The sequence below is a fragment of the Paractinoplanes toevensis genome, assembly GCF_018332695.1.
Lineage (GTDB): Bacteria > Actinomycetota > Actinomycetes > Mycobacteriales > Micromonosporaceae > Actinoplanes > Actinoplanes toevensis.
Map to the genome: position 1 here is coordinate 80,769 of NZ_BOQN01000066.1, position 24,098 is coordinate 104,866.

General features: G+C 70.8%; 25 protein-coding genes. 9 read left to right on the forward strand and 16 right to left on the reverse strand.

Annotated features, from left to right (window positions below; translation table 11 throughout):
- Window positions 1-9: 9 nt before the first annotated feature.
- Both Ato02nite_RS25905 and Ato02nite_RS25910 read left to right on the forward strand, forming a co-directional pair.
- Complete coding sequence (locus tag Ato02nite_RS25905) at window positions 10-1,356, forward strand: FUSC family protein (RefSeq protein ID WP_213009221.1); 1,347 nt, start codon at window positions 10-12, stop codon at window positions 1,354-1,356.
- Between the two features lie 14 nt (window positions 1,357-1,370).
- The gene (locus Ato02nite_RS25910) at window positions 1,371-1,700 is read left to right on the forward strand and encodes a hypothetical protein (RefSeq protein ID WP_213009222.1); all 330 of its coding nucleotides are present in this window, start codon (window positions 1,371-1,373) and stop codon (window positions 1,698-1,700) included.
- Window positions 1,701-1,775: 75 nt separating this feature from the next.
- Here Ato02nite_RS25910 and Ato02nite_RS25915 read toward each other — a convergent pair whose 3' ends face one another.
- A complete protein-coding gene (locus Ato02nite_RS25915) occupies window positions 1,776-3,632 on the reverse strand; it encodes a hypothetical protein (protein ID WP_213009223.1) in 1,857 nt (618 codons plus the stop codon).
- 98 nt (window positions 3,633-3,730) lie between these two features.
- Window positions 3,731-4,402 (reverse strand): SDR family oxidoreductase, encoded by a 672-nt coding sequence (locus tag Ato02nite_RS25920; protein WP_213009224.1) that lies wholly within the window; start codon window positions 4,400-4,402, stop codon window positions 3,731-3,733.
- 72 nt (window positions 4,403-4,474) lie between these two features.
- Here Ato02nite_RS25920 and Ato02nite_RS25925 point away from each other — a divergent pair, with 72 nt between their 5' ends.
- The gene (locus Ato02nite_RS25925; protein ID WP_213009225.1) at window positions 4,475-4,978 is read left to right on the forward strand and encodes a TetR/AcrR family transcriptional regulator; all 504 of its coding nucleotides are present in this window, start codon (window positions 4,475-4,477) and stop codon (window positions 4,976-4,978) included.
- A 13-nt stretch (window positions 4,979-4,991) separates the two neighbouring features.
- Here the strand turns inward: Ato02nite_RS25925 and Ato02nite_RS25930 are convergent, their stop codons facing one another.
- Together Ato02nite_RS25930 and Ato02nite_RS25935 are read right to left on the reverse strand one after the other, a co-directional pair.
- On the reverse strand, window positions 4,992-5,591 hold the full coding sequence (locus Ato02nite_RS25930; RefSeq protein WP_213009226.1) for a TetR/AcrR family transcriptional regulator: 600 nt from the start codon (window positions 5,589-5,591) through the stop codon (window positions 4,992-4,994).
- A complete protein-coding gene (locus tag Ato02nite_RS25935) occupies window positions 5,588-7,096 on the reverse strand; it encodes an MFS transporter (RefSeq protein WP_213009227.1) in 1,509 nt (502 codons plus the stop codon). Before Ato02nite_RS25935 ends, Ato02nite_RS25930 begins: the two co-directional genes overlap by 4 nt.
- A gap of 72 nt (window positions 7,097-7,168) precedes the next feature.
- Between Ato02nite_RS25935 and Ato02nite_RS25940 the strand changes: the two genes are divergently transcribed.
- From Ato02nite_RS25940 to Ato02nite_RS25950, 3 genes are all read left to right on the forward strand, one after another.
- Window positions 7,169-8,035 (forward strand): amidohydrolase family protein, encoded by an 867-nt coding sequence (locus tag Ato02nite_RS25940; RefSeq protein ID WP_213009228.1) that lies wholly within the window; start codon window positions 7,169-7,171, stop codon window positions 8,033-8,035.
- Window positions 8,036-8,107: 72 nt separating this feature from the next.
- Window positions 8,108-8,263 carry a hypothetical protein gene (locus tag Ato02nite_RS25945; RefSeq protein ID WP_213009229.1) on the forward strand — a complete coding sequence of 52 codons (156 nt, stop codon included), beginning with the start codon at window positions 8,108-8,110 and terminating at the stop codon, window positions 8,261-8,263.
- Between the two features lie 37 nt (window positions 8,264-8,300).
- Window positions 8,301-9,167, forward strand: a complete 867-nt coding sequence (locus Ato02nite_RS25950; RefSeq protein WP_213009230.1) for a PfkB family carbohydrate kinase — start codon at window positions 8,301-8,303, stop codon at window positions 9,165-9,167.
- A gap of 47 nt (window positions 9,168-9,214) precedes the next feature.
- Here the strand turns inward: Ato02nite_RS25950 and htpG are convergent, their stop codons facing one another.
- The 7 genes from htpG to Ato02nite_RS25985 form a co-directional block, all read right to left on the reverse strand.
- The gene (gene htpG / locus Ato02nite_RS25955; protein ID WP_213009231.1) at window positions 9,215-11,056 is read right to left on the reverse strand and encodes a molecular chaperone HtpG; all 1,842 of its coding nucleotides are present in this window, start codon (window positions 11,054-11,056) and stop codon (window positions 9,215-9,217) included.
- A 32-nt stretch (window positions 11,057-11,088) separates the two neighbouring features.
- On the reverse strand, window positions 11,089-12,072 hold the full coding sequence (locus Ato02nite_RS25960) for a hypothetical protein (protein WP_213009232.1): 984 nt from the start codon (window positions 12,070-12,072) through the stop codon (window positions 11,089-11,091).
- 45 nt (window positions 12,073-12,117) lie between these two features.
- Window positions 12,118-13,011: an RNA polymerase subunit sigma-70 gene (locus Ato02nite_RS25965; protein WP_213009233.1), complete on the reverse strand. Its 894-nt coding sequence runs from the start codon at window positions 13,009-13,011 to the stop codon at window positions 12,118-12,120.
- A gap of 11 nt (window positions 13,012-13,022) precedes the next feature.
- The gene (locus Ato02nite_RS25970) at window positions 13,023-13,979 is read right to left on the reverse strand and encodes a serine hydrolase domain-containing protein (protein WP_213009234.1); all 957 of its coding nucleotides are present in this window, start codon (window positions 13,977-13,979) and stop codon (window positions 13,023-13,025) included.
- 180 nt (window positions 13,980-14,159) lie between these two features.
- On the reverse strand, window positions 14,160-15,335 hold the full coding sequence (locus Ato02nite_RS25975; protein ID WP_246607422.1) for an RNA polymerase sigma factor: 1,176 nt from the start codon (window positions 15,333-15,335) through the stop codon (window positions 14,160-14,162).
- Window positions 15,332-15,673, reverse strand: coding sequence for a YciI family protein (locus Ato02nite_RS25980; RefSeq protein WP_213009236.1), 342 nt, complete (start codon window positions 15,671-15,673; stop codon window positions 15,332-15,334). Before Ato02nite_RS25980 ends, Ato02nite_RS25975 begins: the two co-directional genes overlap by 4 nt.
- Window positions 15,674-15,728: 55 nt before the next feature.
- A complete protein-coding gene (locus Ato02nite_RS25985; RefSeq protein ID WP_213009237.1) occupies window positions 15,729-16,091 on the reverse strand; it encodes a nuclear transport factor 2 family protein in 363 nt (120 codons plus the stop codon).
- Window positions 16,092-16,181: 90 nt separating this feature from the next.
- Between Ato02nite_RS25985 and Ato02nite_RS25990 the strand changes: the two genes are divergently transcribed.
- Window positions 16,182-16,736, forward strand: coding sequence for a TetR/AcrR family transcriptional regulator (locus Ato02nite_RS25990; RefSeq protein WP_213009238.1), 555 nt, complete (start codon window positions 16,182-16,184; stop codon window positions 16,734-16,736).
- Here Ato02nite_RS25990 and Ato02nite_RS25995 read toward each other — a convergent pair.
- The 5 genes from Ato02nite_RS25995 to Ato02nite_RS26015 form a co-directional block, all read right to left on the reverse strand.
- Window positions 16,733-17,293, reverse strand: a complete 561-nt coding sequence (locus Ato02nite_RS25995) for a GrpB family protein (protein WP_213009239.1) — start codon at window positions 17,291-17,293, stop codon at window positions 16,733-16,735. The genes Ato02nite_RS25990 and Ato02nite_RS25995 overlap by 4 nt on opposite strands.
- An 89-nt stretch (window positions 17,294-17,382) precedes the next feature.
- On the reverse strand, window positions 17,383-18,891 hold the full coding sequence (arfA, locus tag Ato02nite_RS26000; RefSeq protein WP_213009240.1) for an arabinosylfuranosidase ArfA: 1,509 nt from the start codon (window positions 18,889-18,891) through the stop codon (window positions 17,383-17,385).
- A gap of 9 nt (window positions 18,892-18,900) precedes the next feature.
- The gene (locus Ato02nite_RS26005; protein ID WP_213009241.1) at window positions 18,901-19,779 is read right to left on the reverse strand and encodes a carbohydrate ABC transporter permease; all 879 of its coding nucleotides are present in this window, start codon (window positions 19,777-19,779) and stop codon (window positions 18,901-18,903) included.
- Window positions 19,776-20,735: a carbohydrate ABC transporter permease gene (locus Ato02nite_RS26010; RefSeq protein WP_213009242.1), complete on the reverse strand. Its 960-nt coding sequence runs from the start codon at window positions 20,733-20,735 to the stop codon at window positions 19,776-19,778. Before Ato02nite_RS26010 ends, Ato02nite_RS26005 begins: the two co-directional genes overlap by 4 nt.
- A 52-nt stretch (window positions 20,736-20,787) precedes the next feature.
- Window positions 20,788-22,125: an extracellular solute-binding protein gene (locus Ato02nite_RS26015; RefSeq protein WP_213009243.1), complete on the reverse strand. Its 1,338-nt coding sequence runs from the start codon at window positions 22,123-22,125 to the stop codon at window positions 20,788-20,790.
- Between the two features lie 317 nt (window positions 22,126-22,442).
- On the opposite strand from Ato02nite_RS26015, the gene Ato02nite_RS26020 reads away from it, so the two are divergent.
- Both Ato02nite_RS26020 and Ato02nite_RS26025 read left to right on the forward strand, forming a co-directional pair.
- On the forward strand, window positions 22,443-23,435 hold the full coding sequence (locus Ato02nite_RS26020) for a LacI family DNA-binding transcriptional regulator (protein ID WP_213009244.1): 993 nt from the start codon (window positions 22,443-22,445) through the stop codon (window positions 23,433-23,435).
- Between the two features lie 91 nt (window positions 23,436-23,526).
- Window positions 23,527-24,084 carry a LemA family protein gene (locus tag Ato02nite_RS26025; protein ID WP_213009245.1) on the forward strand — a complete coding sequence of 186 codons (558 nt, stop codon included), beginning with the start codon at window positions 23,527-23,529 and terminating at the stop codon, window positions 24,082-24,084.
- Window positions 24,085-24,098: the final 14 nt, after the last annotated feature.

A 24,098-nucleotide genomic window follows, 5' to 3' on the forward strand; every position in this document is an offset into this window, starting at 1 on the left:
AAGGGATGAATGGCTAGGTCGATCATGCCGGAGGTGCGGGCCGCGGCGAAGGTCCGGCCGGTCGACGCCGCCTGGGCCTTCGCCCTGCGGGCCGGCCTGGCGGTGGCGTTTCCGCTGGTCGTCCTGGTTGCGGCCGGAGAGCCGGCCTGGGCCGGGGTGGCGACCTTCGGCGCCTTCACCGCGCTGTACGCCCGCGACGAGCCCTACCGCCGCCGCGCCCGGGTGCTGACCGCCGCCGCGACCGGTCTGATCGCCTGCGTCCTCGCGGGCACCCTGACCGCGCTGACCCCGCAACCGGAGGTGTTCGGAACGGCCGCGGTGGCGGTGACCGGCGGCGTGGCGACCCTGCTGTGCGGCCGCTTCCGGGTGGGCCCGCCCGGGGGCCTGATGTTCGCCTTCGCGACGGCGGTGACCGGCGCGATGCCGGCCACCAGCACCGACCTGTGGCGCCACCCGCTGCTGTGCGCCGGCTCGGCCGCCCTGGCCTGGCTGATCGCGATGGCCGGCGTCCTGGTCGACCGCGAGGCCCCGATGCGCCTGGCCGTGGCCCGCGCCCTGCGAGCGGCAGCCGCCCTGAACGACACCGCCACAGGCCTGGCCGGCCCGAACGCCGCCGCAGGCACCGCTGGTCCGAACCCGGCCGCAACCCCCGCCGGGCCGAACGACGATGCGCTCGCGAGTCCCGCCGGTCTTCTCGCTCGGCAGCAGGCGTCGGCCGCGATCGAGCGGGCCTGGCGGGCCGTTCCGCCCGATCGGCCGGCGGAGGCGTTGCTGGTCGCCCGGGCCGAGACCGAGCTGAGCGGCATCAACGGCCACAGGCCGGAGGCCGCGAAGGCGCTGCGCGCCCTGGCCGACGCCGTCGCCCGCCGCGGCCCGGCGCCGATCGCCGAGATGGCGCAGGCGGAGACCGACGAGGTGCTCGGCCGCCGCGTCTACACGCTGCTGCTGCGCGAGCCGGGCGCGCGCCGCCCCGGCCCGGTCTGGCCGGCCGCGGCCCGGGTCGCGCTGGGCGCGCTCGCCGCGGGTGCCGTCGCGGGCCTGCTGGCCCACGTCACCGGCCTGGGCCATCCCTACTGGGCGGCGCTGTCGGCGGTGGCGGTGCTGCAGGCCGATTCGCTGCGGCTGTCACTGCACAAGGCGATCCAGCGGGCGGCCGGCACGACGATCGGCCTGTTCCTGGCCGGCGCCGCCGTGGCCCTGCCCGGCGACCGCTGGACCCTGGTCGCCTCGATCGCGATCGCCCAGGTCTGCGCGGAACTCCTGGTGGTCCGCAACTACGGCCTCGCGATGCTGGCGATCACTCCCCTGGCCCTGCTGGTGGGCGAGCTGGCCGGCCGACACCGGCCGCCGACCTGATCGGTGACCGGCTCGTGCAGACCCTGCTGGGGTGCGCGCTGGGCCCGGTGGCGGCGGCGCTGGTCCGCAACCGGGCGGCCGCCCGGCACCTGAGCGAGGCGATCACCGAGGTAGCGGCGGCCACGGCCGCACTGCGGCGCGATCCGGGAGATCCGTCCGGGGAGGCGACGCGGCTGGCGCGGGCGTTACTGACGCTTCGCGAGGCGTACGCCGTGGCGACCGGCGAACCGGGCCCGGCCCCCGACACGACCGAACGGGTCCTGGCCGCCGAACGCGCGGGCCGCCAGGTGCTCGCGGCCCTGAACCAGCCCGGCGCGAGAGACTCCCCGGGAAGCACCGCCTGACACCCCCCGATCCATTCGCGATCTTGGAGAGTTCGTGTCAGCTCCGAACGGCAAGTCTTCAAGGTCGCGGCGGTGTCAGAACCGCTCGGCGGTGAACCAGCCCGACGCGGACGGCCCGAGCGGCTCGTCCAGGTGCACCGCGAAGACCGCACGCACGGCCGTGGCGACCACGTTGAGCAGCGCCGTCACGCCACGGGCCTGGGCCACGGCCGATTGGCCGACCGCCCAGAAGTAGGTCGACTGCTGCTTGACTATCCGGATCCGGTGGCTCTCCTCGGTGAAGCCGAACGTCAGGTGGGCGAACTGCTCGTAGTCGATCCGGAATTCCCGGGGCGCCTGCTGGGCGTGCGGCCCCGGGACGCTGTGGCAGTGCACGCCCCGGTTGCTCAGGCCGATCAGGGACCCGGCGTCCAGGTCACCCAGCCGCACCAGCCACAACGGACGCTCGGCGGCCCGCAGCGAGAGCACCGGCAGCCAGCGGTCGACCGGCCCGGGTTCGCGCAGCACCCGGCGGAGTTCCTCGACGGCGGCCGCCCGGGCCAGCTCGACCCGGTCGCCGGTCCAGTCCCCGCGCAGGTCGGCGGCCCGCGGCGACTCGCCGAGCAGTTGACCGATGTACGGCCGGACCCACCGCCGGCCGGGATCGTCGAGCAGCATTCGCACGACCCGGCCGGCCATCGGCCCGCCGTCGCCGGCGTCGAGCTCCTCGATCAGGCCCGCGACCTCCCGTGGCGAGCGACGCTGGACGACCAGGTCGAGGTAGCGGTCGACCAGGTCGGGCCGGCGACCGCCGGACGCGGCCGGTTCCGGGGCGATGTGCCACAGCCGGGCGACCCATTTGACCGTGTCAGCGCGACGGGCCAGCTCGGCGAGGATCGCGTCGACGACCGGGATGGCGGCGACGGCGCAGGCCCGGGTGAGCACGGCCGCGACGATCCCGGGCGGTTCGTCGGCCAGTTCGGCGGCGAAACTGCCCGGCGCCGCCAGCCCGGCGAGCCGGCCACTGTGCACGGCGGACGCCACCACAAGGTCGATGAGGACCCGGGTGCCGGCCTGCGACGGCCACGCGAACACCGGCGGCACCGCGGTGGCGATCGCCCGGGAGAGCGCCCGCCGACCGGCCCGCACCAGCTCGGCCATCACCTCGACCACGGCACTCGAGCTCAGCCCGGCCAGCCGCGGAACGAACCGGCGCAGCGGCTCCGCCTCGAGCCGAGCCAGCACCTGCCCGGTAACGGCCGCCCCCGCGGCGAGCACCGCGTCGGCCAGCACCTCGGCCGCTTCCGGATCGATGGTCTCGAGCTGCGTGGCAAGGGCAGCAGCCCGGACCGGATCGCCACGCGCAATCCGATCCGTCACCGCGCCAAGTTCGTCCGCATCGGACAGCGCCGCCACCAGCGCGGACAACCTCCCCGGATGACCGAGCCGAGTGTCGACGCCAACGTCCAGCAGAGCGTCCCGCTCCACCGCGACGAGCAGGACAGCGACCGACACAAGCTCGGCGGCCCCCAGCTCGGCGGCGACGACCGCACGCCCCAGGACGACAGGCGCCCCGGCCCCGGCACCCTGCGAATCACTCGCCCTATCTGCACGGTCCGAGGCTCGCGAGTCGGGCGCCGCGCCCGTCCCGGCCGGATCGCCGGTCCCGGCGGCGGGATTCGGCGCGCCCGGGTCGGCGAGAACGGTGAGGATCGCCGCGATCTCGGCGGCGGGCCGGCGGCAGGCGGCAGCCAGCACCCGGCCGGCGTCGGCCGGGTCCACAACCGCGACGACGCCGGCCACCTCACCGGCCGTCCGGCCTGCGCCGATCGCGTCGAGAAGCATCTCGGCCGGCCGGTGCCCACCGGCAGCGCGCATCTCGGTGATCCGGCGCACCACCGCGGACGGGGCGAGCCACGGCACGCGCCCGGCCGGGCTGCCGTCGACCATCATGGACGGATTGAAGCACGTGACGGCCGGAAGCGGGCCGCACAGCTTGTCAGCCACCGGCCGACGGCCCGCCGCCTGACGAGCCGGCGGGCCGCACGTCGTCAGGCGGCCAGGCCGGCCTTGACCGCGCGGGTCACGTCGTCGGCGAGGATCTCCGGGTGGCCCTCGGCCAGGCCGTCCAGAGCCAGGGCCGCGACCACGGCCGGGTCGGTCTTCTGGTCGGCGGGGACGTGGGCCGCCATGTCGGTGGCCATGTAGCCGACGTGCAGGGCGGCCACCTCGATGCCGCGCGGGGCCAGCTCGTCGCGCACCGCTCGGGTCATCGCCCAACCGGCGGCCTTCGCCGCGGAGTAGGCACCGGCCTGGGCCGGGTGCCACCAGGAAAGCACGGACAGCACGTTGAGGATCGCGCCGCCGCCGTTGGACTCGATCACCGGGACGAATGCCCGGGTCACGCCCAGGGTGCCGAAGTAGTGGGTTTCCATCTCCAGGCGGATCTGCTCCAGGTCGCCGTCGATGAGGCTCTGGCCCAGGGACGTGCCCGCGTTGTTGATCAGCAGGGTGGCGTCCGGGGCGGCCTTGGCGGCCCGCTCGATCGATGCCGGGTCGGTGATGTCGAGCTGCAGCGGGATCGCGCCGGGGAGGTCGATGCTCTCCGGGTTGCGGGCGGCGGCGTAGACCTTGGCGCCGCGCTCCAGGAGCTGGGCGGCGAAGTGGCGGCCGAGGCCGCGGTTGGCGCCGGTGACTACGGCTACCGAGTTCGTGATGTCCATGCGGCTTAGATTACGAGTGACATCTAAATGGCGCAAGGTAATAGATGACACACACCATCTATACTCACGTTCATGGGACGGGTATCGCAGGCGCAGGCGCAGGAGAACCGGAAGCGGATCGTCGAGACGGCGGCCCGGCTGTTCCGCGAGCGCGGGGTGGACGGGGTGAGCGTGGCCGACGTGATGACCGAGGTGGGGCTGACCCACGGTGGCTTCTACAAGCAGTTCGCCTCGAAGGACGCCCTGGTCGCCGAGGCGGTGGAACACGCCTTCAACGGGATGGCCGACCGGCTGAGCGGGCTGGACCGGGAGACCTTCCTGAACGAGTACCTCTCCCCCGAGCACCGGGACAATCCGGGGACCGGCTGCCCGGCGGCCGGGTTCGGCGGGGACCTGGCGCGTGAGGATGGCGCTCTCCCGACGTACGCGCAAGGGGTTGATCTTTATGCCCGATGGCTCGGCGATGATCTCGCGGCCGTGTGCACCCTGGTGGGAGCGATGGTCCTCGCCCGCGCGACGGCCGGCACCGAGATCTCCGACCGCATCCTCGCGGCGGCGAAGGCCGCCCTCGCCTGAGGCGCGGACCAGCTCAGCGGAGGCGAAAACTCTCCTCGAGGATCGTCAGCGCCTGTTCGATCCGGGTGAAGTCGGTGGGCTCGAAACCGTTCGGGTTGCCGGGCGGGGTGATCGCCACGACGACGCCGACCATGGCCCCGGCGATCACCCGGCAGGTGAGGTCGTCGGCGTCCTTGCCGTCCCGCTCGGCGAGGGCCTCGGCGAGCATGTCGATCGCCATCACCGTCTGGTTCATCACCCGCGCCCGCAGCTCCGGCACGGCCTGGAAGATCCGCTGGCGCCGGCGCTCGCTCTCCCACTCCTGCTCGCTCATCGTGAGGAAGACCGACTTCATGCCGTTGACCAGGGCCGTCACCGGGGAGACCGAGCTGGGCTGGGACTTGATCGCGGCGACGATCTGCGGGTCGTAGTCGTCGACGAGGATGACGTCTTCCTTGGTCGGGAAGTAGCGGAAGAAGGTGCTCGGCGAGACCTCGGCCGCCTCCGCGATCTGGTCCACGGTGGTCGCCGCATACCCCTGCTCCTCGAAGAGCCGGATCGCGTGCTCGCGGATGGCGAGCCGGGTCTTTGCCTTCTTGCGTTCCCGCAGGCCGGCTGGCAGGGACGAGGTCATAGCCCCGATTCTGCCAGGGCGAGCCGTTCTTCTTCCACGACCGCCGCCGCGGGCTTCGCCCGGCCCGGGAGCATCAGCAGCGCGAGGATCGCCCCGGCCGCCGCGACGGCCGCCGCGACCACCAGCGAGACATCCATGCCGTGGGTGAACGCGGTGCGGATCGCTTCGAGCGCGCCGGGGTCGGCCGCGGTCGCGACGCCGCCGGCGACACTCTCCCGGGCCGCTTCGCCGGCATTCGACGGCAGGTGATCACGGTAGGCGCCGTTGAGCACGGTGCCCAGCACGGCCACCCCGATCGCGCCGCCGACCTGGCGCATCGCCTGGAGCAGGCCGTTGCCGACGCCACTGCGCTCGGCGGTCAGCGCGCCCAGGGCCGCGTCCATCGACGGCGGCAGGGTGAAGCCGAGACCGAGACCGGCGAGGCTCACCCAGATGGCGATGAACCCGTAGCCGCTGGTCGCACTGGTCTGCGCGCCGATCAGCAGGGCCACGGTCATCAGGGTCAGGCCGCCCGCGATGACCGCGCGGCTGCCGATCCGGGCCGCGAGCTTCTCGGCGGTGCGGGCGCCGACCAGCAGGCCACCGATCACCGGCAGCAGGCGCAGACCGGAACCGAACGCGTCCTGTCCCCCGACCGCGCTGTAGAACTGCGGCAGCGAGAACATCAGGCCGAGCATCCCGAAGCTGGCCACGGTGGCGAGCACGGCGCCGCCGGTGAACTGCCGGGAGCGGAACAGGGCGAGGTCGACGAGCGGGGTCCTGGCTCGCCGCTGCCACCACACGAAGGCGGCGAGCAGCAGAACTCCCGCGGTCATGGTGGTCAGCGAGCGGGCGTCGGACCAGCCGCGGTCGCCGGCCTCGATGATGCCGTAGGTGACCGCGACCAGGCCGGCCGCGCTGAGCAGCACGCCGGGCAGGTCGAAGCGGCGGGTGCGGTCGCCGTGCGACTCGGGCACCCAGAGGGACACCGCGACCAGCGCGATCGCGACCAGCGGCACGTTGATCAGGAAGACCGAGCCCCACCAGAAGTTGTCGAGCAGCCAGCCGCCCAGCAGCGGGCCGAGCGGGATGCCGAGCGCGCTCGCGGTGAGCCAGATCGACAGTGCCCGGGAGCGCTCCCTGTCCTCGAAGAGCACGGTGAGCACGGCACCGGAGAGCGGCATCAGCACGGCGGCGCCGAGGCCGAGCGCGGTGCGGGCCGCGATGAGCTGGCCGGTGGAGGCCGACCAGGCGCAGGCGGCGGAGGCGGCGCCGAACACGAACAGGGCGCCGAGCAGGAACTTCTTGCGGCCGAACCGGTCGCCGAGCATGCCGGCCGGCAGCAGCACGGCGGCCAGGACCAGCAGGTAGGAGTTGGTGAACCACTGCAGGTCGCCGGTGGAGGCGTGCAGGTCCCGGCTGAGCGTCGGCAGGGCGACGCTGAGGATCGTGGTGTCCAGACCGATGGCCAGGGTGCTGAGGGCCAGGGCGGCGAGCGCGTACCAGCGCGCTTTGGAAGTAGCCATAATTTGAGAGTAGCTGCCACTTAAGAGTGACTGTCAATATAGCCGATCTCAGCCTGCCCTCAGAATAGGAGGATGATCTGGCGCGAACTTGGCCTGCCAGGGCTGGCCGATGTGCACACGCACTTCCTGCCGCCGCGGATGGAACGGCGGGTCTGGCACCACTTCGAGTCGGCCGGGCCGCTGATCGGCCGCGAGTGGCCGATCATCTACAAATCGGCTCTGCCCGACCGGGTGGAGACGCTGCGCGCGCTCGGGGTACGCACCTTCAGGGCCCTCGCCTACGCCCACCGGCCGGACATGGCCGCCGACCTCAACCGCTGGACCCTGGATTTCGCCGCCGCCACCCCGGGATGCCTGGCCAGCGCGACGTTCTTCCCCGAGCCGTCCGCCGTCGCCTATACCCGGGCGGCGCTCGACGAAGGCGCACAGATCTTCAAACTGCACCTGCAGGTGGGCGGTTTCGATCCGCGCGCCGCCGAGCTGGACCCGGTCTGGGGACTGCTCGCCGAGGCCGGCACGCCGATCGTCGTGCACGCCGGCTCCGGCCCGGTCGCGGCCGGCTTCACCGGGCCCGGCCCGATCGGCGACGTGCTGCGGCGCCACCCCCGCCTGTCGATCATCGTGGCGCATCTGGGCGCCCCGGAATACCCGCAGTTCTTCGAGCTGGCCGGCCGCTACGAGCGGGTGCGGCTGGACACCACGATGGCGTTCACCGACTTCTTCGAGCAGATGGCACCCTTCCCGCCCGGCCTGCGGCCGACGCTGCGCGACCTCGGCCTGGCCGGGAAGGTCCTGCTGGGCAGCGATTTCCCCAACATCCCATATCCGTACGGGCATCAACTCGAGTCGCTGGCGCGACTAGATCTCGGCGACGACTGGCTACGGGCCGTCCTGTGGCGGAACGCCCACGATCTGTTCGATTCGACGCCGCGCGGGTGAAGATCCCGGATCGACGAGCGCGGACGTGCCACGATCATGTAGGACACGCCCGGATCATCGAAGGGGGCCGACATGAAGAAGGCCGTCGGCTGGATCGTGCTCATCCTGCTGATCTTCTACATCGGCACCAATCCCGGCCCCGCCGCCGACATCGCCCAGAGCCTGGGTGACGGGATAGCGGAGGCGTTCCGGGGCATCGGCACGTTCTTCCAAGACCTGGCCAATTGACCCGGTCGCTCGGCTCCCGTCGCGCGGGGACGACCCCGTGACCCGGCTGCTGTGCGTCGGGCTGGCCACCGTGGATCTGGTCTATGCGGTCGACCACATCCCGGCGGCGGACGAGAAGGCGCAGGCCACCGGCTTCGAGGTGGCGGCGGGCGGGCCGGCCGCGAACGCCGCGGTCACGGCGGCCGCACTGGGCGCGGACGTCACCCTGGTCACCGCGGTCGGCGCGCATCCACTGGGCGACCTCATCCGCTCAGACCTGCAAAACCATGGCGTACGAGTTATGGATGTCTCGCCCGAGAGCTCCGCACCGCCACCCGTCTCCGCCATAACCGTGCTCGCCGGAACCGGTCAGCGGACGATCGTCAGCCGCAACGCCGGCGACGTCCTGGTCCGCGTACCGCAAGGGGGTCTGCCCGATGCCGACCTGACGTTGGTCGACGGGCATCATCCCGCGCTGGCCGTCGCGGCGGCGCGCAGCGCCCGCCGCCTGGTCGTCGACGCCGGCACCTGGCGCCCGGTCTTCGCCGAGATCTTCCCGTTCGCCGAGGTGGTGGCCGCGTCGGCAGCGTTCCGGCACCCGGCCGAGGCCGCACCCACCGACGAGGCCCTGGCCGCCGCGATCGGTGCACCGCACGTGCTGGTCACCCACGGCCCCGAGCCGGTCCGCTGGTTCAGCGGCACCCGCTCCGGCGCGATCCCGGTGCCGGCGGTGACCGCGGTCGACACCGCCGGCGCCGGCGACGCGTTCCACGGCGCGCTGGCAGTGGCCTTGACCGGCGACCCCCCTCACCCCGACAAATCCGATTTATCGGATTTCATCGTGTTCGCCGTGCGGGTGGCCGGCGTTCGGGTGGCGCACGCCGGGCCGCGAGCGTGGCTCGCGGCCCTCCCCCGGCCGGGCTGAGCCGGCCGAAACGCCGGCGCCGACGCCGGCCCGAACGTCGGCCCCGGTCAGACCGTCTTCGCGAGGCGGTCGGCGAGCAGTTTGGCGAAGCGGGCCGGGTCCTCCAGGTCACCGCCCTCGGCGAGCAGGGCCGTCCCGTACAGCAGCTCGGCCGTGTCCGGCAGGGCCGGGTCGTCGGCGCCGCGCTCGTGCGCCTCGCGCAAGCTGCTGACCAGGGCGTGGTTCGGGTTGAGCTCGAGGATGCGCTTGACCCGCGGGCCCTCCTGGCCCATCGCCCGGTACATCTTCTCCAGCGCCGGCGTGATGTCGTCGGTGTCGCTGACCAGGCAGGCCGCGCTGGTGGTGAGCCGGTGCGACAGGCGGACGTCCTTGACCTGCTCGTCCAGCTTCTCCTTGAGGAAGGTCAGCAGCGGCGCGAAGTCGCCCTCGGGCTCCGGCTCCTCGGCGTCCTTGGGCAGGTCGACGCTGCCGCGGGCGATCGACTGCAGCTTCTTGCCGTCGTAGTCGGGGACCGCCTCGACCCAGATCTCGTCGACCGGGTCGGTGAGGATCAGCACCTCGTAGCCCTGCGCCTGGAACGCCTCCATGTGCGGGGAGTTCTCGACCTGGGAGCGGGAGTCGCCGGTCAGGTAGTAGATCTCCTCCTGGCCCTCCTTCATCCGCTCCACGTAGGCGGCCAGGGTGGTCGGCTCGGTGCCGGCCGTGGACGAGAACGTGGCAACGTCGAGGATGGCCTTCTGGTTGTCCGGGTCGTTGAGCAGCCCCTCCTTGAGGGCCTTGCCGAACTCCCGCCAGAACGTGGCGTACTTCTCGGCGTTGTTGTTCAGCAGGTCCTTGATCGTCGACAGCACCTTCTTGACCAGCCGGCGGCGGATCATCTGGATGTGCCGGTCCTGCTGGAGGATCTCCCGGGAGATGTTCAGCGACAGGTCGGCCGCGTCCACCACGCCCTTGACGAAGCGCAGGTAGTCGGGGATCAGCTCCTTGCCGTCGTCCATGATGAAGACGCGCTTGACGTACAGCTGCAGGCCGCGCCGCGAGTCACGCTGGAAGAGGTCGTGCGGCGCCCGCGAGGGCAGGAAGAGCAGCGCTTCGTACTCGAAGGTGCCCTCCGCCTTCATGTTGATGATCTCGAGCGGGTCGCTCCAGTCGTGGCTGATGTGCCGGTAGAACTGGTTGTACTCCTCGTCGGTCACCTCGGAACGCGGCCGCGCCCAGAGCGCCTTCATGGAATTAAGCGTCTCGACCTGCTCGCCGGAGAGCATCCTGATCGGGAACGAGATGAAGTCGGAGTACCGCTTGACGATCTCCTTGATCTTCCGCTCGTCGGCGTAGTCGTAGAGCGCGTCCTCCTCGTCCTTCGGGCGAAGGTGGACGGTCACGGTGGTGCCGACCGGCACGTCGGGAGCGTCGTCGATGGTGAAGGTGCCCTCGCCGGCCGACTCCCAGCGGGTGCCGTGGCCCTCGGTGCCGGCCTTGCGGGTCACCAGCTCGACCCGGTCGGCGACCATGAACGTCGAGTAGAACCCCACGCCGAACTGGCCGATCAGCTCGGGCGACTCCTTGGCCTCCCTGAGCTTGGTGAGCAGCTCCGCCGTACCCGATTTGGCGATCGTGCCGATGAGGTCGACCACCTCCTCGTGGGTCATCCCGATGCCGTTGTCGCGGACCGTGAGGGTCCGCGCCTCGCTGTCGGCCTCGATCTCGATGTGCAGATCGGAGGTGTCCGCCTCGAGCCCGTCCTGAAGGGTGGCCAGACGCAGCTTGTCCAGCGCGTCGGACGCGTTCGAGATCAGCTCTCGCAGGAAGATGTCCTTGTTCGAATAGATCGAATGGACCATCAACTGCAGAAGTTGCCGAGCCTCGGCCTGGAACTCCAACGTCTCCATTCCCCGCACTCCCAAAAGGTCGCCGACAGTTGTCACTCGCCCAGATCGTATGACCTCAGCGTCACGACCCCGGCACCGGCCGGGGTTCTGCCCTCCCGGGTGATCACGTGGCGCGCCTCCAGGACGAGCAGCAGGACGGCGGCCAGCGCGAACACCACGTGACTGACGAGGATCAGGGATTCCGGCGCGTCGATGACCGGATTCATGGTGAAGCTGTGCCAGGCGTACGTCAGCAGACCGCCGGCCGCGAGGGCCAGGCGATGCCGGCCGTCCCAGCCGGGCCGGCGCGACCAGCGCACCACCGCCACGACGATCGCGGCCAGCACGGCCAGGACCACCGGGACGCCGATCCCCCACGGCAGCGGATCGATCGCGGAGAGCACGCCGCCGCCGGCCAGCGCCACGATCAGCACCAGCCAGGGCGACGGAACCGGGCCGTCCTGCGCACCGAGGCGGGCCGGGACCCGGAAGGCCGCCACCACCAGCAGGACCACGACGACGACGGTGACCGCCAACTGAGCCGGGCGGGCCATGAAGTGGCCGTCGGCGTAGGAGACGGCGAACGTCCCGGCCGCGCCGAGCACGGCCAGCCCGATGGCCACGGCGAAACCGCGGGTACGCAGCCACGGCTCGGTGCGGCGGCTGGTCCACTCCTCCACCAGGGCGATCGGCACGCTCATGCTGAAGATGGTGTGGATGGCCAGGACGAACAGGGTCCACGGGATCGAGATGCCCAGGGACGGGACGAAGCCGTGCTCGAGCAGGTGGGCGTGCGCGTAGTCCGGGTTGAACAGGGACTGCGTCTCCAGGCCCTCCTCGAGCACCCCGTAGGCGAGGGCCAGCAGCAGGATGGTCGGCCAGCCGCGCCCGGTCCGCCGGGTCAGCTCGCGGATCACGATGGCGGCGCCGCCGTAGGCGGGCGCCAGCAGGAACAGGAACGGCAGCTGGGCGAGCGTGAAGTCACCCAGCAGGAACTCGGCCACCAGTGGTGACAGGAAGAACAGCGCGATGGACATGGTTCGATGTTCGGCCCGCCCGGCGCGGATCATCCGGGCCTTTTGTCATGGCCGCCCGGTGACATCCGGACGGTATCCGAGAAACGTCGTGATCTCGGAGATCAGCTCGTCGCCGAACTCGAAGACCAGCAGCGCGAACCGCTCGTACGACCCACCCGGCCCGGTCGGCCGCTCCTGCCAGAGGGCCGGCCCGCCGTTGGCCGTCACCGGCACCAGCCGGGCACCGTGGCACGACCCGTCGGAGCCGGCGAACGCGGCCGCCACCGCGGCGCGGCCCCGGATCCACCAGGTGAACGGCGGCATCGAGTTGATCACGTCGTCCTGCAGGAGGGCGACCAGCGCGGCGATGTCGTCCCGGTGGAAGGCGTCGGCGTACCGCTCGACCAGGGCCAGCTTGGCCTCGTCGGACAGCGGGCCGGGCGGCGCCGGGTCGGCCTTGCGCAGCGCGGCGCGGGCCCGCTGCAGGGCGCTGGTCACCGACGGCACGGTGGTGTCGAGCAGCACGGCGACCTCGTCGGCGGGCCAGCAGAACACGTCCCGCAGGATGAGCACGGCCCGCTGGCGGGCCGGCAGGTGCTGCAACGCGGCGACGAACGCGAGCCGCACGGAGTCGCGCCGCACCGCGGTCTCGGCCGGGTCGCCCAGGATGGGCAGCACCCAGGTCGTCTCCGGCAGCGGGGTGCCGAGGGTCAGGTCGGCCTCGAAATCGACCGGGCGGGCCCGCCGCCGGGCCGACCGCAGCATGTCGAGGCACACGTTGGTGGCGATCCGATAGACCCAGGTGCGCAGCGAACCGCGCGCCGGGTCGTAGTCACCGCCGTGCTTCCAGGCGCGCAGCAGCGCCTCCTGGGCCGCGTCCTCCGCCTCGTAGGGCGAGCCGAGCATGCGGTAGGCGAACCCGACGAGCTCGGGCCGCAAGGCCGCCAGCTGTGCCTCCATGGTCGGAGAAGCTACCCCAGCACGGCGTCGCTGACCGCACACTGATGCGGCCCGCCACCGAGCCTGTTGGTCAGGTAGGCCACGACGAGCCGCCGCTCCGGGTCGGCCCACCCGAAACAGACGTTCGACCCGTTATGCCCGAAGGCCAGGCGACTCGACCGGCTGCCGATGAACCGCATCCGCCCCGGATAGCCGAGCTGGAAGCCTTCCGACCAGCGGATCGGCGTCCCGGAGACCCGGTCGGTCTCGCCCTCGCTGGTCGGCGTGGTCGCGTCCCGCCAGCTCCCGTCGTCGAGCAGTGACTGATAGAAGGCGGCCAGATCCCGCGCGGTGCTGGAGACGGTCGCCGCCGGGATCACCGCGTCGCGCACCGACCGCCGGTTGAACAGCGCCCGCGGCACCACCGGCCCGCCGCGCAGCGGCACCCGCGACCCCGGCGCCCCGAGCCGCGAGTGCCGCATCCCGGCCGGTGCGAACACCTCGTCGCGAAACAGGTCGGGCAGCGGCCGTCCGGTGACCCGCCGCACCACCTCGCCGAGCAGAAACCCGTGGCTGAGCACGTGGTAGGCGCACACCGCGCCGGGCGCGCTGTGCGGCCGCGCCCGCGCCAGGGCGCGGACCGACCGATCCCACCGGGTGGCGATCAACGCATCACCGCGGACGCTTCTGACGTACGGGAGTCCGGACCGATGCCGGAGCACGTGCCGGACGGTGATCCCGTCCTTGCCGTGCTCGGCGAACGCGGGCCAGTGCCGCGCGATCGGGTCGTCCAGGCTCAGCGCACCCTGCCCGGCGAGCCGGTGCACCAGCATGGCCAGGACCGGTTTCCCCGCCGAGAACAGCACGAACGGGGTGTCCGGGCCGACGCCCCAGGCCCGGTCGAGCACCACCTCACCGTCGCGCAGCACGCACAACTGGGCGAGCGCCCCGTTCTCCTCGACCAGCTCCACCACCCGCCGGAGGTCCACGATGTTCCAGGCTAATCGCGCGGCGTTTCCGGTTGGTTCCGCCCGAGACCTCGGAAATAGCAGATCCCGGAGTTCGCCCGATCGAATCCGACAGAGCTGTTGCATCGACGGTTCTTTCGGTGTCTGATGCGATGGGCGTGGTCGTGGTCGAGTGGCCGCCACCGCACGTCCACGGCCGCGTCACTCATCGGCGTCGGCGCGGCCGAGCAGGAAGCGTCGCTCGGCCGCGTTCGCGGTCAGTTCGGCGGCGCGGCGGAACTCGGCGGCCGCCTCGACCCGCCGGCCGAGCCGATGCAGAAGTTCGGCGCGCACGACATGCCACACGTGATGCCCGGCTATAGAAATCAGCCCGTCGACGATCCGCAACGCCGGTCCGGGCCCGGCCACCTCGGCGACCGCGACCGCCCGGTGCAGGGCCACCACCGAGGTGGGCGTGAACGCGAGAAGCTGGTCGTAGAGGGCGAGCACCTGCCGCCAGTCGGTCACCCCGTCGGCGTGCACGGCGTTGATCGCGGCCTGGATCTGGTAGGGGCCCGGTTGCCCGCGGCGCAGGCAGCCGCGCACCAGCGCCTGCCCCTCGGCGATCAGCTCCCGGTCCCACCGCCCGCGGTCCTGCTCGGCCAGCGGCACCGGATCGCCGCCGGCGCTGACCCGGGCGGACCGCCGCGACTCGATGAGCAGCATCAGCGCGAGCAGGCCGCGAGCCTCCGGCTCGTCCGGCATCAGAACCACGAGGAGGCGGGCCAGGCGGATCGCTTCCGCCGTCATTTCGGTACGGGTGACCAGCGCTCCACCGCTCGGGGCGTACCCCTCGTTGAAGATCAGATAGAGCACCGCGAGGACGGCGCCGAGCCGGGCCGGCAGGTCCGCGTCCCGGGGCACCCGATAGGGAATGCCGGCGTCCCGGATCTTGGCTTTCGCCCGGGAGATGCGCTGCGCCATGGTCGCCTCGGGCACCAGGAACGCCCGGGCGATCTCGCCGGTGCCGAGCCCGCCGAGCAGCCGCAGGGTGAGCGCCACCCGGTACGCGGGCGCCAGCGCCGGATGACAGCACGTGAAGATCAGCCGAAGCATGTCGTCCGGCTCCTCGGTCACCGCGGTGTCCACCGTCGCGCTCGCCTCCCGCACGGGCCGCTCCGATTCGCGGCGCAGGTGGTCGATCGCCCGGTTCCGGGCGGTCGTGATGATCCAGCCGGCCGGGCTGGGCGGGATGCCCAGCTCCGGCCAGCGCCGCACGGCGGTGACGAACGCGTCCTGCACCGCTTCCTCGGCGAGCCCGATGTCGCCGAAGTACCGGACCAGCACGGCGACGGCCCGGCCGTACTCGGCGCGGAAGATCCGCTCGATGTCGGTCACTGGATCGGACGGACCTCGATCGCCAGGGGTGCGAGCACCTTCGCCATCCGCGAACCCCATTCCAGGGCACCGTCGAGATCGTCGGCCGCGATGATGGTGAAGCCGCCGAGGTGTTCCTTGCCCTCGGTGAACGGCCCGTCGGTGAGCGTCGGCTCGCCGTCGCGGTCGCGGATCACGGTGGCGCTCTCCGGCGGGTGCAGGCCGGCCGCGAAGACCCACGCTCCGGCCGCCTTCATCTCCTCGTTGAGCTTCCCGAGCCCGGCCATGATCGGCTCGAGGACCTCGGGCGGAGGCGGCGGCCCGTCGGGCTGGTAGATGCTGAGCAGGTACTGGCGCATGGTGCGCTCCCTTCCGTCACCACCCATACGAACCGGGCCCGGCCGTTCTCGACATTCAGCCCCGGAGGATTTCGGCGAGCTGCCGGTGGTCGTGGTAATCCCGCGTCGCGACGATCAGCCCGTCGCGCACCCGCAGCACCTGGATGTTCTGCAACAGCCGGCCGCCGACCTCATACTTCCACTCCGCGATGACCACCTCCGGGTCGTCCGTGTCGTAGATCCGCACGTCGCGAGGTTCCAGAACGATTCGCCCGGCGTGCTGCGCGAAGTGCTCCCGGATCTGCGCACGCCCATGGATCCGGTTCGGCTGGAACGGGATCTCGACCTCCGCGTCCTCGGCGTAGAGGAGGTGCAACTCGGACCAGTCGCCGCTGCCGATCGTCGCGTTGAGCTTCTCGAAGACCTCTCGTGGCGTCACAACGAACCCCCATGGCAAAATAGAAGTCATCACTCCGCTTATCGACTATACGGAGCAGCGACTCCGTTTACTACCCCCGCAGGGAAGGTCATGACGCCACCGCGTGCCGACGCCGTCCGCAACCGGGCCCGCATCCTCGACACGGCCGAGCAGGTGCTGGTCGAGCACGGCACCACGGTGTCCACCGAGGAGATCGCGAAGGCCGCCGGGGTCGGCATCGGCACCCTGTTCCGCCACTTCCCGACCAAGGAGGAGCTGATCCGCGGCGTCTTCGAGGCCCGTCTCGAGCGCCTGGCCGCCGACGCCACCCGGCTGGCCACCGAGGGCGACCCGGCCACGGCGCTGCCGGCGTTCCTGCGCCAGGCGGTCGAGCAGAGCGAGGTGAAGAACGCCCTCGCCGGCATGCTCGCCTCGGCCGGCGTGGACGTGCACGAACTCTCCGGCGCCCCGCAGCGGGCACTGCGCGAGGCCCTCGGCACGCTGCTGCACAAGGCGCAGCAGGCCGGCACGGTGCGCCGCGACCTCGAGGTGCCCGAGCTGATCGGCCTGCTGGCGGGCACGTCCAAGGCCATGGAGTACGCCGGGGACGCCGCCGGCCGGCACCGCATCCTCGCCGTGGTCCTCGACGGCCTGCGCGCGACCTAGGCGGGCGTCGCGAAGATGCGGGTGAAGATGTCGTCGATGACTTCGTTCTTGCCCATGTTGTAGGTGGCCGGGTCGGCGGCGGTCGCCCGGGCCACGCGGTGCTTCGTCTCGGCGTAGTGGGCGCGGTCGTCGGGGTGGGTGCGCAGCCAGTCGCGGAACAGGCGGTGGCGGAGCAGCTCGGGTGAGTCGGGCGGCCAGACGTGCAGGTTGACGTCCGCGTCGGGTGGGATCAGCATGCGGTGGCCGTGCCACCAGGGCTCGCGCAGGATCAGCCGGTAACCGAGCGTCGCCAGCGGTGGCAGGTAGGCCGCCTCGTTCTCGGTGTCGGCGATCGTCAGGTCGATGTCGATGATCGGCTTCGCGGGCAGGCCGGGCACCGACGTGGAGCCCACGTGCTCGAGGGCGATGATCTGCGAGCCCAGGGCCGAGCGGATCGGCGCGGCGGCATCGTCGAATCGGGTGACCCAGGACGGGTCGTAGTCCTCGATGACGATGTGGTCCCACCGCGCCGGCCGCTCGCCCACCAGGCCGCTCGCGTGCTGTTCGGGAGTGCCCACCGAGCGCTCCCGAACTTCGCGTGGATATTCGGTCAACTCACACCTCCGCGGAAGAATCCGGAAAAGGGAAGTCGGCCAGAATACGACGATTACTCGGCGGGCGTGAGCCGGATCGCGGTCCAGGAGACCGGGGCCAGCGAGACCCGCAGCTCGCCGCCGGTCACCTCGGCCGGCACCGGGCGGGGGGTCACCCGGTCCGGGTCGGCGGCCGTGTTGGTGGCGTCCGGGTCGTCGTCGTGGACGGTCCACGACTCGGCGACCCGCAGCGCTCCCCCGAACCCGGCCAGCGACACGGCCAGGGTGGTGGCCGAATCCTGCGAGCGGTTCACCACGAAGACCGTGACGTCGCCGGACTCCGGGTCGTGGGTGGCGACCGCGTCGACCACCGGGACGTCGCCGTAGCGGGCGGTGGGGTAGCTCGGCGAGTCCGGTTCCACCCGCAGCACCGAGCCCTTGGCCAGGCGGGAGGTGATGGCGAAGGGATGGAAGATGGTCTGCCGCCAGGCCGGGCCGCCCGGCTCGGTGCGGATCGGGGCGATCACGTTGACCAGCTGGGCCTGGCAGGCCGCGGTGACCCGGTCGCTGTGCCGGAGCAGGGAGATCAGCAGGCTGCCGACCACCACCGCGTCGGTCACGTTGTAGCTGTCCTCGATCACCGGCGGGGCGACCTGCCACTCGGTCTCCCGGGTGGCCTGGAAGCGGGTCAGGTACCAGACGTTCCACTCGTCGAACGAGATCTTCAGGCGCTTCTTGCTCTTCAGCTTGGCGCCGACGCTGTCCGCGGTCGCGACCACGCTGTTCACGAAGTGGTCCATGTCCACGGCCGACGCCAGGAAGCTGCCGATGTCACCGTCGATCGGCTCGTAGTAGGCGTGCGCCGAGATGTAGTCGACCTGGTCGTAGGTGAGCTCCAGAACCTCCGACTCCCAGGCGGCGAACGTCGGCATCGACGAACTGGAACTGCCGCAGGCGACGAGCTCCAGGTCGGGCTCGGCGGCCCGCATGGCCCGCGCGGTTTCGGCCGCCAGGCGCCCGTACTCGTAAGCGGTCTTGTGTCCGGTCTGCCAAGGGCCGTCGAGCTCGTTGCCGAGGCAGAACATCGAGATCCCGTAAGGCTTGTCCGCGCCGTTGGTGCGGCGCAGCTCGGCCAGGCGGGTGCGGTCGGGGTGGTTCAGGTACTCCTGGACGTCGAGGGCCTCGGCGACGCCGCGGGTGCCCAGGTTGAGCGCGTACATCACCTCGACGCCGGCCTTGCCCGCCCAGCGCATGAATTCGTCGATGCCGACCTCGTTGGTCTCCAGGCTGTGCCAGGCGAGGTCGCGCCGGACCGGCCGGTCGGTGACCGGCCCGATGCCGTCCTCCCAGCGGTAACCGGAGACGAAGTTGCCGCCGGGGTAGCGCACCGTCGACACCCCCAGCTCGCGGGTCAGCGCGAGCACGTCCTGCCGGAAGCCGTCCGCGTCGGCGGTGGCGTGCGTGGGCTCGTAGATGCCGGTGTAGACGCAGCGGCCCATGTGCTCGACGAACGAGCCGAAGGTGCGGCGGGAGACCGGCGCGATGGTGAAGGCCGGGTCGAGGTGGAAGGACGCGTTGGGCAACGAAATCTCCTACTTGAGGCTGCCGACCGCCAGCCCGCCCCGCCAGTACTTCTGGAGGGTGAGGAAGGCGATGACGAGCGGCACGATGGACACCAGCGAGCCCACGATGATCAGGTTCCACAGCGACTGGCCGCCGCCGTTGTTGGAGCTGGCCAGGGTGGTCCACAGGGTGATGCCGACGGTGAGGGGATAGAGCTTCGAGGTGGAGAGCATGACCAGCGGGAGGAAGAAGTTGTTCCAGGTCGAGACGACCGAGAGCAGCAGCACGGTGATCACGCCGGGACGCATGAGCGGCAGCGCCACCCGGAAGAAGGTGCGCAGTTCGCCGGCGCCGTCGATGCGGGCCGCGTCCAGCAGTTCGTCCGGGATGGACGCGGCGGCGTACACCCGCATCAGGTAGACCGCGAACGGGCTGAGCAGCGACGGCAGGATGACCGCCCAGATCGTGTCGATCAGCCCGATGTTGGTCATCAGCACGAAGGTCGGGATGACCAGCGAGGTGAGCGGCACCACGACCGACCCGAGCACCGCGGCGAAGACCAGGTTGCGGCCGCGGAAGTTGAACTTCGCGAACCCGTAACCGGCCAGCACCGAGATGACCGTACATCCGATGCCGCCGGTGAGCGCGTACAGCACCGAGTTGCCGAGCCAGGTCAGGAACTCGCCGTTGTTGTACGCGAAGAGGTCGTGCAGGTTGTCGAAGAAGTGGAAGCCGCCCCGGAACCAGAGCGCGCCGCTGCCGGCGAACAGGCCCTCGGCATTCTTGGTGCTCGCCACCAGGAGCCACCAGACCGGCACCAGGAAGTAGCAGATCAGGGCCAGCAGCAGCAATTTTCCCCAGATGTGCCGGGGCGTGCGCCGTTCTCTGCTTTTCAGCGCGTCACTCATGTGAAGAGGCTCCCTCGCTTGCGAGTAACGAACATGAAGATCGCCACGGCCAGGAACACCACGAAACCGAGCGAGAACGAGATGGCCGACGCGTAGTTGAACTGCGCGTACTGCAGGGCCAGGGTGACCGCGTAGATGTTCGGCGTGAAGTCGGGGGTGACGGTGCCGTTCGCGATCGGGCCGAGGACCTTCGGCTCGACGAAGAACTGCAGGGTGCCGATCAGCGCGAAGACCAGGATGAGCGCGAGCGCCGGGGTGATCATCGGGATCTTGATGCGGAACGCGATCTGCCGGGCGGTGGCGCCGTCGGTCCGGGCCGCCTCGTAGATCGAGGTGTCGATGCCCTGCAGCGCCGCGTAAATGATGATCATGTAGTAGCCGGCCCACTGCCAGGTGACCACGTTCAGCAGCCCGTAGAAGATGTTGCCCTGGCTGAGCAGGAACGGCGCCTGCACGTTGAACAGCGTGGAGATCTGCTCGATCGGCCCGAAGCTGGGGCTGTACAGGAAACCCCACATCAAAGAGCCGAGAACGACCGGGATCGCGTACGGGAGGAAGATGATCAACCGGGCGAACCGGGCCAGCCGGCCGACGATCTCGTCCAGCAGCAGTGCCGCGGCCAGCGCCACGAACACCTGGAGCGGGATCACCACGAGGCTGAACTTCAGGACGAACCACAGCCCGTGCAGGAACGACGGGTCGGTGAACGCGCGCTTGTAGTTGTCGATGCCGGCGAACGTGGTGCCGGTGGCCAGGCCCTTGGTGTAGAGGCTCAGGTAGCCCGCATAGGCCAGCGGCGCCACCAGGAAGGCGAGGAACACGACGAGGAACGGAAGAATGAAGAACCAGCCGACCCAGTGGCGCCGCGCCGACCCGCGCCGGCCGCCGGGTGCCGCCGGGGTGTCGGGGACGACGGCGCCGGCGCTCAGCGCGGTCGGCGGTGTGGTGCTGACCATGACGCTCCCTACCGCGGAGCCGGGCGGCCCGGGGCCGCCCGGCTCGAGCGAACTACTTGACGGTGAAACCCTGGCTCTTGGCGTACGTGACCAGCGCGTTCTGCAGGTCGGTAGCCGCCTTGTCGCCGGTCGTCTGGCCGGCGTTGAGCTTCACGATCTGAGCCTGCAGCTGGGCGTAGTAGTAGACGGTGAAGGGGCTGTAGACGGCGCCCTTGTAGGCGTTCTCGGCCGGGATGTAGATGTCCTTGTTCGCCGTCTGACCGCTGAAGAAGTCGACCTTCGCGTTGATGAACTCGTCCGACTTCAGCACGCTCTGGTTGAGCGGGAAGATCGTCTGGGTCTTCCAGCCGTCGGTCAGTGACGCCTCGTCGGCGTACAGGCCGAGCGCGACCTTGGCCGCGGCCGCCTTGTCGGACGCCTGGCTGGTCACCGCGAACGCGGAACCACCCCAGTTGACCGAGACCGGGCTGGCCGGGTCCCACTGCGGCAGCGGCGCCACCGCGAACTTGCCCTTGGAGGAGCCGTTGCCGACACCGGCGCCGGTCAGGTAACCGGGCGCCCAGGCGGCCGAGACGTAGGTGGCGTACTTACCGCCGACCATGCCCGCCACGTAGTCGGTGGTGAACTGGTCCTCCTTGCCGATCAGCTTCTTGGTCGACAGGTCGGCCCAGTAGTTCAGCACGTCCTTGGTGGCCTGGTCGTCCACCTTGATGCCGATGTTCTGCTTGTCGGCGAGGTCGTACTGGAACGGCGTCGCGCCCTTCTGGATCATCAAAGCGGTCGTCACCGCCGGCACATTGCTGGCGAAGTCGCCGAACGGCGGGCCGCCGGCCGCCTTGACCTTGGCGGCGTCCTCGGCGTACTCGGCCCAGGTCGTCGGGGGCTTGGTGATGCCGTACTTGGCGAAGACGTCGGTGCGGTAGATCAGGGCCATCGGCCCGCCGTCGATCGGCGCCGCGTAGACCTTGTCCCCCTGCGAGACGTCCTTCCAGGCACCCTCGCTGAAGTTCTTCTTGACATCGTTCGCGCCGTACGGCGACAGGTCGACCAGCGCGTCCTGGATCTCGAAGCCGACCAGCTGGTCGGCCTCGAGCATGACGACGTCCGGCGCGCCCTTCTTCGCCGAGACCGCGGTCTGGAACTTCGAGTACTCGTCCTGACCCTGGCCAGCGTTGGTCCAGCAGACCTGGACGTCGGTGTGCTGGTTGTTGAAGTTGTCGACGACCTTGGCCATGTTCGGGTACCAGGCCCAGACCAGAACGCGCGGCGCGTCCTCTTTTACGATCTTGTTGGTGCAGTTGGTGGGCTTGGCCGCCGTACCACCGCTGCCGCCGTCGTCGCCGCCACCACTGCAGGCGGCGAGTCCGAGGGCGAGAACAACGGGGGCCACGACGGAGAGAGTTTTCGTTAGGCGCATTCCTGGCCTCCTGAGATCGCACCGGAGCAGACAAAGGGCACGGTTGATTACCGGGCGTGATGTCCAAGCTCGGGGTGGGGTGCACTATCTGAGTGGATGCCGAGGGTGGGGGGAGCTCACCACTCGCCGGTGATGTGTGATGTAAGTTCCGATTGCAGCGCTGCAAAGGACTATGCCTCGGCCGTTAAGGTCTGGCAAGAGGCAACGTCGCGGAAATACTTTCGTTACCTCGGGCTCTTCTGTCCGCTTCAACGGGGAGGCACCCCTTGCGAGAAACTACGCTGCGTGACGTGGCGGACCTGGCCGGCGTCTCCCCGCGCACGGTCTCCAATGTGGTCAACGGCTACGCCAAGGTCACCGACAGCACCCGGGCCAAGGTCGAGGCGGCCATCGCCGAACTCGGCTACCGGCCCAACGTTCTAGCCCGCAACCTGGCCACCGGACGGTCTGGGCAGATCGTCGTGGTGGTGCCCTATCTGGACACCCCGTACTTCGCCGAGCTGCTGCAGGCGATCATCCCGGCGGCCCGCAAACTCGGTTACAACGTGCTGATCGACCAGACCGACGGCGACCGGCAGCACGAGGGCGAACTGATCGGGCGCGGCTCCCGGCGGCACCTGTTCGACGGCATGATCATCAGTCCGCTCGGCCTGGCCCAGGAGGACCTGGCCGCCCGCGACCCGTCCCTGCCGCTGGTCGTGCTCGGTGAGCGCGTCTCGGACGGCACCTTCGACCACGTCGGGATCGACGACGTGGCCGCGTCGACCGAGGCGGTCGCCCACCTCATCGCGATCGGGCGGCGGCGGATCGCGGCGATCGGGGACCAGCCGTACCCCACCGGAGAGGCCGCCCAACTACGCACCCGGGGCTTTCGCGCCGCGCACGAGGCGGCCGGCCTGCCGGTCGACGAGTCGCTGATCATCGGGACCACGCGGTTCAACCGGATCGACGGTGCCACCGCGATGGCCGCCCTGCTCGACCGGGCCGACCCGCCCGACGCCGTGTTCTGCTACAGCGACCTGGTCGCCTCGGGAGCGATCCACACCGCCCTCGGCCGCGGCCTGCGGGTGCCTGAGGACATCGCGGTCATCGGTTACGACGACATCGAGGACGGCCGCTACAGCCAGCCCACGATCAGCACCATCTCGCCCGACAAGAAGGCGATCGCGCAGCTGGCCGTGGACCGCCTCGTGCTGCGGATCGCCGCCTCCGAGCCGATCCCCGGCGTCGAGCTGCGCGCCGCGCACCAGTTGGTCCCCCGGCAGAGCACACTCGGATATTGATCAATACCACCCGAACGGACAGTGCCGCTCCGCGCACCCAGCGCACTATCTTCGTGGCGACTCTTCGGACCCTCAACGGGCGGAAACTCTCATGACTGGTGGCACGATCACCGCCGTCGGCGGCGGTGTCGGATGCGCCCTGTTGATCGTCCTCGTCGCGGTGCTGGCGGCCACCAACAATCGGCTGGCCCGGCTCCGCAACTCCGCCGACACCACGTGGGCGCAGATCAACGTGCAGCTCACCCGCCGTTACGACCTGATCCCCGACCTCGTCGACACGGTGCAGCGCTACATCGCCCACGAGCGGCAGACCCTCACCGAGGTGATGGCCGCCCGTGGCGCCGCGATGGCCGCGGCGCAGAACGGCGGGCTCGCTCGCCGGGCCGAGGCCGAAGGCGAGCTCACCCGGGCGCTCGGCCGGCTGCTCGCGGTCGCCGAGACCTACCCCGACCTGCGCAACAACCAGCACTTCGTGACGCTGCAGGTGGAACTGACCAACACCGAGGACCGCGCCGCGTACGCCCAGCAGGCCTTCAACGCCGCCGTGCAGAGCTACAACAGTGCGGTCCGGCCGCTCCCCGGTTTCCGGGCGCGTGACTACTTCCAGTCCGCCAAGGGCGAGCGCGGACCGGTCCACGCCCGGTTCTGACTTTCCCGGCCGAT